The 11,967-nt window shown below is 67.8% G+C and carries 8 protein-coding genes; 1 reads left to right on the top strand and 7 read right to left on the bottom strand.

The features are described from left to right. Positions 1 to 710 precede the first annotated feature (710 nt). The 7 genes from ABZT06_RS21095 to ABZT06_RS21065 all read right to left on the bottom strand — a co-directional run bounded on the left by ABZT06_RS21095 (position 711) and on the right by ABZT06_RS21065 (position 10,582). Positions 711 to 1,442, bottom strand: a complete 732-nt coding sequence (locus ABZT06_RS21095) for an alpha/beta hydrolase (RefSeq protein WP_355743081.1) — start codon at positions 1,440 to 1,442, stop codon at positions 711 to 713. A 59-nt stretch (positions 1,443 to 1,501) separates the two neighbouring features. Further along, positions 1,502 to 3,100 (bottom strand): glycoside hydrolase family 43 protein, encoded by a 1,599-nt coding sequence (locus ABZT06_RS21090; protein WP_355743078.1) that lies wholly within the window; start codon positions 3,098 to 3,100, stop codon positions 1,502 to 1,504. 22 nt (positions 3,101 to 3,122) lie between these two features. Beyond that, positions 3,123 to 4,271, bottom strand: a complete 1,149-nt coding sequence (locus ABZT06_RS21085; RefSeq protein ID WP_355742728.1) for an alginate lyase family protein — start codon at positions 4,269 to 4,271, stop codon at positions 3,123 to 3,125. Between the two features lie 104 nt (positions 4,272 to 4,375). Beyond that, a complete protein-coding gene (locus ABZT06_RS21080) occupies positions 4,376 to 7,303 on the bottom strand; it encodes a Tat pathway signal sequence domain protein (RefSeq protein WP_355742725.1) in 2,928 nt (975 codons plus the stop codon). Between the two features lie 12 nt (positions 7,304 to 7,315). Then, a complete protein-coding gene (locus ABZT06_RS21075) occupies positions 7,316 to 8,215 on the bottom strand; it encodes a carbohydrate ABC transporter permease (protein WP_355742722.1) in 900 nt (299 codons plus the stop codon). Beyond that, complete coding sequence (locus ABZT06_RS21070; RefSeq protein ID WP_355742720.1) at positions 8,212 to 9,165, bottom strand: sugar ABC transporter permease; 954 nt, start codon at positions 9,163 to 9,165, stop codon at positions 8,212 to 8,214. The genes ABZT06_RS21075 and ABZT06_RS21070 overlap by 4 nt, the downstream gene beginning before the upstream one ends. Before the next feature lie 91 nt (positions 9,166 to 9,256). Further along, positions 9,257 to 10,582 carry an extracellular solute-binding protein gene (locus tag ABZT06_RS21065; RefSeq protein WP_355742718.1) on the bottom strand — a complete coding sequence of 442 codons (1,326 nt, stop codon included), beginning with the start codon at positions 10,580 to 10,582 and terminating at the stop codon, positions 9,257 to 9,259. A 343-nt stretch (positions 10,583 to 10,925) separates the two neighbouring features. On the opposite strand from ABZT06_RS21065, the gene ABZT06_RS21060 reads away from it, so the two are divergent. Further along, the gene (locus ABZT06_RS21060; RefSeq protein ID WP_355742715.1) at positions 10,926 to 11,939 is read left to right on the top strand and encodes a hydroxyacid dehydrogenase; all 1,014 of its coding nucleotides are present in this window, start codon (positions 10,926 to 10,928) and stop codon (positions 11,937 to 11,939) included. Positions 11,940 to 11,967 lie beyond the last annotated feature (28 nt).

Genomic DNA, 11,967 nt, shown 5'->3' with positions numbered 1-11,967 from the left:
ACCCAAGAATCCACGGCACGTCACCGCAGGTCACGCTGATTTACGAGGTCATTCCCGAGGCTCAGGACTTCTCGGCGGACACAGGCTCGGCGATTCTCCCCCGCCATCGGCGGCAGTCAGCAGCCGTACTCCTGCAAAAATCGTGCGCGTGGTGCGGTCAAGAGGGCGCAACGGGTCGGTACAGGTTTCATGGGTCGGACCCAGGCGAAGCCGAGGTCTTCCCTGATTGGACGCACCACCAGCCGACGCCGTTCCAGGAGGCGGCCACCACCCGCAGACGGACCTCCGCGCCTTCCCACCCGCCTGCCGCGGCGAGAACCGACCCGCTCCGCCAAAGCACGGCGCGCAGCCTGCGGGCCACCTGGCCGCTCACCGGCCCCAGCGCCCAACCAGCACAACCGGGACCACTTCGAGCGTGATCGGCGACGCCGATCTCGGCGCGCAGGGCGTCGGAGCCGATGGACAGCAGGGCTGGACCATCTTCGCGGCGAGCCGCCGAAAGGGGACTGCGGACCTCCGCGGCCGACGCGACTGACAGCAGGAAGGCACCTGCGCGCGGCCAGGTGATGGGGCGCGGACTGGGCGCCTCGGCGGGTTCACGCGCTCCGTCTGCGCGGATCTTCCGGAGGATTCGCGAGGGACCCGCTGTTCGGAACGTGCAGCGGACCGGTCGCCTGCGGCGCGTGACCGTATTCTCTGGCCGGACAGGTTCAGTGTCCCGCCACGCTCGCCACGCAGTCCTCGATCAGTCGGACCGTGCGCCGCGGGTGTTCCTCGTGCAGATAGTGTCCGCTGTCGGGCCAGTGGTCGACACGGGACCCGGGCGTGTGCAAGGTGCTGCGTTCCCATCTCGCGGCCTCCGCCGACGTCCAGACCGCCAGCGCGGGTTGCAGACGCCGGCGCAGGTAGGCCTCGCTCTGCGGGCGGACACCGACCGCGTCCGTATCGGTGTACATGCCGGCGTAGGACTGGGCGATCACGTGGTCGGGCGTGCCGAGCATCGTGCGCACGTGCGCCGTCCGCAGGCCGGGCGGCGCCTGGAGGGAGAAGGCCCCGGCGACGAAGGAGGCCGCCGCGCGGGCGCCGCGCTCGCGATACTCGGCCAGCCGTGTCGGGATCTGCTTCACCTCGGCGCCGTGGGCGCCGTGGGCAGGGTCGAGGGCGACCACCGATCTCACGGTGTGCGGATGGTGGACGGCGAGCAGATTCGCCACCTGTCCGCCCATGGAGTGGCCGACGACGGTCACAGGACCGGTGCCCAGTTCTTCGATCATCGTGGCCAGGTCCGAGGCCATCTCTGTCGGGGTGTTGCCTTCGTCGGGCACCTCGGACCGTCCGTGGCCGCGCAGGTCCGGCACGACGATCCGGAACCGGTCGGCCAGTGTCTCGGCGTGCGGTGACCACTCGCGTCCGTCACCGCCCCAGCCGTGCACCAGCAGCACAACGGGGGCGTCGGCGGGGCCGAGGACCGTATGGAAGAGGTGGGCGCGGTCAGGACGTGTCACTGGCCCTCCACGCGATAGGTGGCATACCTGAAGTCGGCGTGCACGCCCGCCCCGTCGAGGTCCTGGACCCACAGGCCGAGCACGGCCCCGGTGAAGCCGAGAACCCTCAGCTGTCCGTCGTGGAACTCGTCGGCGTGCTCGTCCGACAGCACGGTCGCGTCGAGCTCGAGAGGCAGCTCCAGCATGCCTCCGCCGTCGATGTCGTACGAGTACCGCAGGATCGGTCCGTGGAGTTCGGCACGCAGCCTCACGCTGCGGCCCGCGGTGAGCGGGATCTCGACGGGGTGTGCGGTGAGGTTCCCGGACACGCAGCTCAAGGCGGTCAGCAGGGGGCTGCCGTCGTCGTCAGCGGTCACGTACAGATAGTGCCAGTTGCGGGTGTTGTAGTACGCGGCGAGCCCCGCCAGGTGATCGGGGCTGCGGGGACTGAACGTCAGTTCGGTCTCGAAGGAACAGCGTCGCGCGGTGACGCGGCGGGCGACCAGGCTGGGGGTACGGCGGCCCACGGGGGACTGGCCACCCAGGATGCGCAGGCGCCCCGAGGCCGGCTGGACCCAGGCAGGTGCGGCGGGGCGGCGGAGAGTCGACCAGTCGGGGCCCAGCGTCGGCGCGTCGAAGTGGTCGGTGGATTGTTCCTCGGGTGTCGGGGCCGAGGGGAGTGCGGGCGCGGGCACGGTGACTGCGGGCACGCCGCCGGCGATGCGCGGCCAGCCGTCCTCGGACCAGGCGACCGGTTGCAGCGCTGTCTCCCGGCCAAGGACACACCGCCCGCGCTCGGTGTAGGGGCGGGCGACGATGTGCGCGGCGTACCACTCCCCCGCCGATGTCGCCACGAGCGAGCAGTGCCCGGCCTTCTGGAGTCCCAGGGACGGGTCGTGGCGGGACGTCAGCAGGGGGCCGGACGGGTCGGGTTCGTAGGGACCGAACAGGTCCCGGGAGCGGGCGACGGCCGCGCCGTGCTCGTAGCCGGTGCCTCCCTCGGCGTGCACGAGGTAGTACCAGCCGTTCCTCCGGTACAGGTGCGGGCCCTCGGCCACTCCGGCCACGGTGCCCACGGAGATCGTCCGGGGTTCGCCGAGGAGCTTCTGGGTGGCGCGGTCGTACTCCTGGATCTCGATCCCGGCGAAGGACTCCTTTCGCGGACGCCAGTCGAACCGCATGTTCAACAGCCAGCTGCGGCCGACACCGTCATCGTCGTCGTCATGGAAGAGGGAGACATCGAAGCCGCGGCCGTGCAGCGGCACCGGGTCGGACCACGGGCCCTCGATGAAGGGCGCCGTGGTCACGTAGTTGGGCAGGTCCTTCCAGCCCTCCGTGTAGGTGTCCACGACGGTGAACACGAGGTGGAACTGCCCGTCCGCGTACGACAGTCCGGGTGCCCAGATGCCTCCCGAGTCGGGGACGCCAGTCAGGTCGAGGAGCCGTGTGCTGTCCAGGATTCCGCCCAACGGGCGCCAGTTGACCATGTCCCTGGAGTGGTGGATGCGCACACCCGGGTACCACTCGAAGGTCGACGTGGCGATGTAGAAGTCGTCACCGACCCGCAGGATTACCGGGTCGGGTTCGAAGCCGCGCAGGACGGGGTTGTGGATCACAGGGCTCACCGGGAGTTTCCGATCAGAGGGTGAACAGCAGGGTGCCGAATCCGGGGTGGTCGCACTGGAAGGCGGCGCCTTCCGGCCGGATCTGTTCGACGGCCGAGTAGGTCCAGGGCGCGGGCAGGCTGCGGCGCTTGACGTAGTGGTTGAAGACCATCTCGTAGATCGGGCGCAGGGTGCCACGTCCGGTGGTGGAGATGGAGGTGTAGGTGGCCTGGCAGGAGCCCCAGGTCGTGTACGGCACGTCGTTGCCGAGGTTGTACTTGGCGGTGTACTCGAATCCGGCCAGGAGCCGGTTGGAGGAGGCGCTGTACAGGTCCTGGGTCTGGATCCAGGCGATCTCGCAGGCCTCGGCCATGCTACCGAGGATGAGTTGGGTGTGTGCCTGGTCGCGGCCGCTGTCCACGCACTGGCCGGTGTCCATGAGAACCCGGCTGATCTTGCAGCAGTCGTGCTGGTAGAAAGCGTCCACGGCGGCGTTGTAGAGCGAGGTGTCGTTGCAGAAGACGCCGAACGCCATCATCGCCTTGATGCAGTTGGTGCCCCAGCCCGCGTCGCCGAAGGTGCGGACCAGCGGCACGAGGACATTCTTGATCAGGTTCTCCGTCTGGGTGATCTCGGTCGTCGACCAGCTGCCTGAGGGGGCCGTGTACCGCATCAGCTCGGCCGCCGCGGCGAGCTTGAACCCGTAGATGGACGCGGCGAGTTGGGCATCCTTGCCGGTGATGGACGTCAGTGTGGACGACCATCCCTTGATGATCTGCAGGGCCTTCGTCGCGTGCGCGGTGGTTCCGGTGAGGTTCCACATGAGGGCGTTCTGGTAGGCCGCGTTGCAGTCGTTCCAGAAGTCGGCGTTGTGCACCTCGGTGGTGCCACGGTCGACCGTGGCGTACGGGCCCCTCATCGTGTACGTCGACTGCGAGTACGAGTCCGCCTTGAAGGCGTTCCAGCCGCTGAGCCAGGGCTCGGTGCCGGCGGCTATCCGGGTCTTCATGCGCTGGATGTCGGAGAGTTTGTGCAGGACGCCGGGGTGGACGAAGGACGTGATGGCGTCGGCCTGAGGGGTGAGGACCAGGCCCGTGGCGGCTGCCGCCGCGCCGACGGCGGTGATCCGGAGGAAGCGGCGGCGCGTGGGGGTGGTACTGGGGACGGGTTGCGGCTCGTTCATGCGGTTTTCTCTTTCACTCGGCGTTGAGTGCTGAAGAAAAGGACTGAAGACGCGGGGAGAGCGGGCCGGTGCAGTCCCCCGCACCGCACCGGCCCGTCGGAGTCTCAGCCTCGGAACAGCACGAGCGTGCTGAGCGGGCCAAGCTTCGGGCGCACGCCGGCGCCGATGATCCTGCCGGTGGCCAGGTCCCGGGCGGGGCCGAAGTCCTGGCGCGCGGGGACGGTGAAGGTCTTGTCGGTGCTGGTGTTCATGGCGATGAGGTAGTCGCCGTACTCGCAGAGGTAGAAGGGTGCGCGGCCGACGAGCATGGTCTCAACGCCGTCGAAGTGAACGCCGAGGGTGGGGTCGGGGACGTCGTCGGGGACGGGGGCGAGGTGGTAGACGTCGCCTTCAAGGGCCTGGTGGAGGGTGTCGCCGGGCGGGGGGAAGCCGCCGGGCGGGATGTGGGAGGCGCCGGGGTCGTTGATGGCGTAGTCCCACAGGACCCAGTCGCGGGCGGTGAAGGTGTCGTCCGTCAGACCGCCGGAGCGCTCGCGGATCGTAGCCGATCGCTGGTCGGTCCTGGTGACGTGGTGGATGCGGGCGTAGTTGTTGACGCCCTGGCGTGCGCGGAAGTAGAGGGAGGCGAAGAGGAGTTCCTCGCCGTTCTTGACGGCGACGCAGCCGTTGTCCTCGTCGGTGAGAACGAAGTCGGGCTGGTCCCAGCCGGCCGGGATCCGAGCGGGGCGGGAGGCCAGAGACTGGAACTCAGGCCAGTCGCGGGAGAGGAACCGCAGGGCGTTCAGACCCACTCGGGTCCAGGTGTGCGTGGCTTGGAGGCCCAGCTGGGGGTAGAGCTGACCGTCGGCGACCATCTCCTGCGTCCAGCCGACGATCTCGGGGTCCTTGAACACGGCGGCCGACATGACGGGGTTGGAGTCCCAGGCGGTGCGCGAGGCATAGGCGATCTCACCGGGGTACACCTCGTTGCGCCAGCCGATGACGGTCTCCAGGCGGGAGATCCGGTGGTGATCCTTGTCCACGTCCGGGATGCGGAACTTCCCGCGCGCCTTCGTCATCGCGACCATCTGCTTGAGCAGTTCGGGCGCGTCCTGCCCCTGGTACCCGCGCGTGACCGACTCGTACATCATGACCAGCCAGTCGATGACCTCGCCGTAGCTGCCGACGTAACCGAGCTCGCGGGTCAGTCCCGCCCCGGTGACCTGGTAGTAGCTCTCGCCGAGCGGCTTGGTCGGGTTGCCGTCGGCGTCCTCCGGGCCGAGGTAGGGCACCATCCCGATCGACTGGTACATGTAGTCGCGGGCCCTGTCCTCCGACAGCGCCAGTTCCGGCGCGAGGAGCCTCAGGCCGCGGTTGGTCTGGTAGAGGCCGATGGCGCAGATCTGCGCCTGGTTGCTGTAGTGCGGGAAGTGCTGTCGCCAGTAGTCACGGCTGGACTTGAGCATGTCGACGTACGCGTCCTTGCGCACCGGCGGCACGGGGGTCGTCGTGTCAGCGGGGGCGACGAGGGTGACGTCGTCGAACCAAGCTGTGCCGGGGCCGGACAGGCGCAGGTGCATCTCCATCTGCGTGGCGCCGGCCGGGGTGTCGAAGACGAACTTGACGTACTCCCAGTCGTGGGTGCCCTTGCTCGCGTACACCTTGTGGTCGCTGCCGACGAGCTTGCCGTTCGCGTCGTAGAACAGCGGGTCGATGTGGGCGCCGAGACCGGTGACACCGTCGGTTTTGATCCAGGCGCCGTAGGTGTAGGTGCCGGAGCCGATCTTCACCCGGACGGTGGAGGCGACGTAGCTGTATCCGGTCGGGGTGCCGACCTGGAGCTTGAGGGAGGCGGAGCCGGAGCGGGAGACGGTGGTGTCGCGGGCCCAGATGCCGCCACCGGCAGAAGCCCAGCCGGGCATCTGCCAGGCGGTGGGCGTGGCCGCGCCTGACTCGAAGCCGGGGTTGGTGAGGGCGTACGGGGACCCGGTGACCGGCGCGTTCAGGCGGTCGCCGAGGTGCCCCCAGAGCAGGGCCAGCACCAGACCGACCCGGCCGAAGCCCTGCCACTGCTGGTCGGAGCCGGTGAGCACAGTGCTGTCCGACTTCCATGCCATGTACCGGCCGTCGATGGCCTGCAGTACCCGGTCCAGTGCCTGCGGGTTCTGGTAGGCGGGGCTGCCGGACCAGAGGTAGCCCTCGGCCAGCGACTGCATGGCCCAGCCGTCCAAGGTGGCCGGGTTGGCGGTGGTGAGGAGATTGTTCTGGTCTTTCTGCACCCTCGCCTTGATGGCGTCCAGTACCTCCTCACCGCCGGTGCGGGGAGTGGGCTCGGGCGCGGTGCCCTGGACCTCGCCCTTGGGCGGTACGAAGTACGGGTCTACGTGCGTGTACAGGCGGTAGATGCCGCGCGAGGGCGTGGTCATCTTGTAGTAGAGCTGGTCCGCGTTCTGGCCGTAGGACCAGATGCGGCCCATGGCGCGGATCTCCAGCGTCACCTTGTCCTTGCCCGCGGTCATCTTCTCCGGCAGCGGCAGAGTGTGGAAGAAGAAGCGGCCCGGGGTGCGTGGGGCGGTGTCGAGGATGTCGAGGCTGTCGACGGCACCTTGGTCCTGGTAACCCACTTGCTTGCCCTCGCAGAACAGCTGCAGGCGCCACATGTTGGTGCCGGAGGCGGCCTCCTCGGAGGTGTCGTCGTAGTCGTCGCCCCACAGCCGGACAGTGACGTACGTGGTGCCGGTCGGGCAGACGGCTACCTCGAACTTCAGCGTGCCGCCCCAATAGGAGGCCGGACTCGTCGGGTTGAGGACCCGGGCGCCCTGGCCGAGGCCTCCGGTGACCGTGTCGGAGAGAGTGGCCGTGAGATCGTGCACGGCCTCGGAGTCGGAGTCACCGAAGACAACGATGTCGAGCACACTGTTTCGAACGTGCTCCGACGGAACATCGGTGGCGGCAGCAGCCGGCATGGCCGTGGGCAGGCTGAGGGCGGCGGCTGCGACACCGGTTGCTCCGGCGTATCTGAGCACGTCACGGCGTGCGGGAGCGTGTGACACGTGCGAAGTCCTTTACTTGAGGCTGCCCATGAGGATTCCGCTGCGCCAGTACTTCTGGAGCGCGAACATGAAGACGGCGAGCGGGATGATCGACAGCAGGGATCCGGTGAGGACGAGCGTGTTCATGTCCCGGGAGTTCTGCGCCTGTTGCACCCAGGAGAAGAGGCCCAGGGTGACGGGGAAGGTGCGCTCGCCGTTGAGCATGAACAGGGGCAGGAAGAAGTTGTTCCAGATGTTGATGAAGTCGAGCATGAAGATGGTGATGCCGCCGGTCCTCATCAGGCGCAGTGCCACCGCCCAGAAGATGCGCAGTTCGCCGGCGCCGTCGATGCGGGCCGCCTCCATCAGCTCGGTGGGCACGGAGCTGTCGGCGTACACCTTGCCGAGGTAGACCCCGAAGGGGTTGATGAAGTACGGGATCAGCACCGCCCAGATCGTGTTGGTGAGCCCGACCTTCGCGAAGACCAGATAGAGCGGGAACGCCAGCAACGTGCTCGGCAGCAGCGAGGCGCCGACGATGACACCGAACAGCGCACCCCGGCCCCGGAACTCGAACTTCGACAGCCCATAGCCGGCGGCGAGCGAGATGAAGGTGGCGCCGCCGGCACCGACCGTGGAGTACAGCACCGAGTTCCAGATCCAACGCCCGAAGACGCCGTCGTGGTAGCTCCAGATCGCGCTCAGGTTGTCGCCCAGGTGGTTGGCGGAGAACCACAGGCCGAACGTGGAGTACAGGTCGGTCTGGTTCTTCGTGGCGGACACCAGCAGGAACCAGGTGGGCGCGATCGAGTAGAGCAGGAAGACGATCAGCAGCCCGGTGGTGAGGGCGATGGCACCCCGGGTGGGGCGCACTCCGCCGCCCGAATCCCCCCGCGCCTTCGTGGCGCGCACGGCTTGAGTGGCACTGCTCATGACGTCTTCCTGTTCGTGACGCGGTAGAAAACGAAGGCGAGGATGCCGGTGACAACGGCGAGGACCAGTGACTCGGCGGCGGCGTACTGGTAGTCGCCGGTCTTGAACGCGCGGTCGAAGATCTCCATCATCGGCGTGAAGTCGGTACTGATGGACTCCGGCGCCACGTACCTCAGCAGCAGTGGCTCGGCGAACAGCTGGAGTCGGCCGATCAGCGAGAACATGCCGGTCAGCACCAGGATCCCGGTGATGTTCGGCACCTTGACCGACCAGGCGATCCGCCACTCCCTCGCCCCGTCCAGGCGGGCCGCCTCGTAGAGCTCACGGGGCAGCGCCTGCAGGGAGGCGGAGATCAGGATCATGTTGAAGCCGATGCCCTGCCAGGTGAGCACGTTGCCCAGCGAGAGATAGGTGTTGAGCCCGCCGAACAGCGTGAGCTGCGTGCCCGCGCGGTCGGCCATGTCGAGGATCGGGCTGGCGGTCGGGCTGTAGAGGAAGAGCCACATCAGCGCGGAGACGACGGTGGGGACGACATACGGGATGAGCAGTCCGGCACGGAAGAAGCGCACCGCCCGCGCCGCGACGCCGTCCAGGAGCAGGGCGAGCAACAGGGAGATCCCGAGCATGACGGCGATCTGCGCGGCCCCGAAGATCAGGGTGCGCAGCATGCTCGACCAGAAGGTGCCGTCGGTGAGGATGGCGGCGAAGTTGGCGAGACCGACAAAGACGACCTTGGTCGGGCCGAAGCCCAGACCCGTGCTCCTCTTCTGCTGCAGGCTCTGACTGAAGGCGTAGCCGATCGGCACGACGTAGGTGAACAGGAAACCCACGAGGAAGGGCAGCGTGAACAGCAGGCCCTTGTAGGCTCCCCGCCTCCCGGCCCGGCGGGGGGAGGTCCGCCGGACCGGGGAGTCGGTGGCGACCCGCGGCGGTCGCGTCAGTGTGGACACGGAGGTCTCCAGGTGAGGTGGTACAGCTGCTTGACGGGCGGGAGAACGGTCGTCTTCGTGCCGGGGGCGACCGCCCGCCGGACCGCGGGGATCAGTTGCTCGCGACGGCCTTGACGCCCTTGGCCTTCAGGTCGGCCAGGGTCCAGTCCTGAAGGTGCGTCAGCATGTCCTTCACGGTCGTCTCCTTCTTCATGACCTTGCCCCACTGCTTCTGCATCTCGGAGTACATGGCCGCGTAGTCGGGGCCGTACTGCCACTGCTCGCCCACCCGGGACGCGGCCGTGGTGATCACCTGCGCGCTGTCGGACTTCCCGTTGAACATCTCCGTCGGAATGATCTTGTCGACGTACGGGGACACGTCCTTGACCGCGGGGAAGAGCCCAGACTTGGACGCGGGGTCGGTCAGCGTGGTCAGGGACTCCTTGCTGCTGGACAGCCAGGCTGCGAACTCGGCCGCGCGGTCCGGGTACTTGCAGCCCTTGAGCACGGCCGTCACGTCGAAGTTGCTGGAGGTCTGCGGCTTTGCCGGATCGAAGACCGGCGCGTCGGCGAGCTGCCACTTGCCCTTCGACTTGGGGAAGTTGGTGTCGTAGATCGGCAGCTGCCAGGTGGAGGTGGTCATCAGGATCGTCTTGCCGAGGTCCCAGGTCTTGAAGACGCCGGGGTCGGCGTACGAGGCATTGGAGGCCAGGTTGTTGTCCACGAGCTGCTGGACGATGTCACCGGCCTTCAAGGCGTCCGGCGAGGTGAAGCCGATCTCCCAGTGGTCGCCGGCCACCTTGTACCACTGGGCGCCGGCCTGCCAGGACAGGTCCACGAGGGTGCTGGGGTCCTCGCCCGCCATGTTGAAGATCTTGACGTTCCTGTCCTTCTTCTGCACGGCCTTGCCTGCCGCGATGACGTCATCCCAGGTGGTGGGCGCCTTGACGCCGTACTTCTGGAACAGGTCCGCGCGGTAGGCGGTGAACAGGGGCGAGGATCCGGTGGGGATGCCGTAGGTGGCACCGCCGGGGCTGACCGCGTTCCAGGCCGGGGTGGTGTAGCGGGACTTGTACGGGGCGGCGATCTTGGTGATGTCGGTGAGAAGCCCGTCGGCAGCGAAGTTCGCCAGGTTCATCCCGTCCATCTTGGACAGACAGGGCGCCGTGCCGGCGTTCACCGCGGCACGCAGCTTCTGATAGACGGTGTCGCCGGCCGCGTTGACGTACTTGACCTGCGTGTCAGGGTGCTCCTTGTTCCAGACCTCGACCTGGGTCTCGATACCCTCGGACCAGCTCCAGAACTCCAGCCTGACCTTTCCCTTGGTGGTCTTCGCCGACGAGTCCGTGCCGTCACCTCCCCCGCAGGCGGTCACGAGCAGGGAGATCGACAGCGCCGTCGCGGCGCCCGCGAGGACTCTTGAGCGGAAGGTGTGCATGGAGGTCCTCCACGGAAGGACGGGACTGCGCCTACGACGTGGGGAACGGGCGCGGTCGAAGAAGTAACCGTTTGCTGTGGACCGTAGAGTGCGATCGAGTCAGCACACAAGAGGTCGGAGTCGATTTGTTTCGCCGACCTTTCCTTCACGTAACTTCATGCGCGCTCTGAGCTGGGATTTTCCCTCAGAATGGGATCAGAAGGGTCCATCCAACCCTCCTCAGCGAGGCTGCAGTTCCGCCACGCATGGGCATTGACCAGCCAAGCGAACGGCGCCTAGCGTGGAATACGTTTTCTACACGTACTCCTCGTTCTCTCCTCTTCCATGCCTCAGCAGGAGAACCATGCCCACCTCGCAGAAGCCCGTGGCCGTGTTCGCCATGGACCCGGTACACCTGTCCGAGCTCTTCCCGCCGCGGCTCATGGCCCGGCTACGGGAGCTGGCGCGGATCGACCCCGCACTGGTCGTCCAGGACTTCACCGATCCGGCGCTGGCACCGGTGCTGGCAGAAGCCGATGTGCTCATCACCGGCTGGGGCGCTCCGCACATCGGAGAGGACGCGCTGGCCGCCGCGCCGAAACTGCGCGCCGTCCTGCACACCGGCGGCAGCGTGCGCAGCCTGATCGGTGAGGCGTGCTGGGAGCGCGGACTTGCGGTATCCAGCGCGGTGGCGGCCAACGCCCTCCCGGTGGCCGAGTACACCCTCGCCGCGATCCTGCTGGCCGGGAAGGACGCCTTCGGCCTGCGGGAGCGCTTCCGAGCGGAACACACTTTCCCCGCGACGGACGAGTACGCGGCGGTCGGCAACCTCGGCCGACGGGTCGGTGTCATCGGCGCCTCCCGCGTAGGGCGCCGGCTGGTGCACTTGCTGCGGCCCTTCGACCTCGCGGTCTCGCTCTACGACCCCTATGTGGATGAGGGGAGCGCCGTCACGCTGGGCGCCACCCCCCAACCCCTCGACGAGCTGCTGCGCACCAGCGACATCGTCAGCCTCCACGCCCCGGACACCCCCGAGACGTACCGGATGCTCGACCGCGAACGCCTCGCCCTCATCCCCGACGGAGGTGTGCTGATCAACACCTCCCGCGGTGCCCTCGTCGACCCGAACGCCCTCACCGACGAACTGGTCAGCGGACGCATCAGCGCCATCCTTGATGTCACCGAACCCGAGCCGCTCCCCGCCGACTCCCCTCTCTACCGCTTGCCCAACGTGTTTCTCACCCCGCACATCGCGGGTTCCCTGGGAAATGAGTTGGAACGCCTCGGTCGCACGGTCGTGGACGAGCTGGAACTCCTGGTCGCCGGTGCGCCACTCACTCACGGCGTCCGGCCGGCCGATCTGGTCAACAGCGCCTGATCCGGCCGGGCAACACCCGATCCGCTCC

This window comes from Streptomyces sp. NPDC005483, assembly GCF_040606035.1.
Lineage (GTDB): Bacteria > Actinomycetota > Actinomycetes > Streptomycetales > Streptomycetaceae > Streptomyces.
The sequence above is the reverse complement of the archived record's forward strand: the minus strand, read 5'-3'. Positions and strand labels throughout refer to the sequence as shown.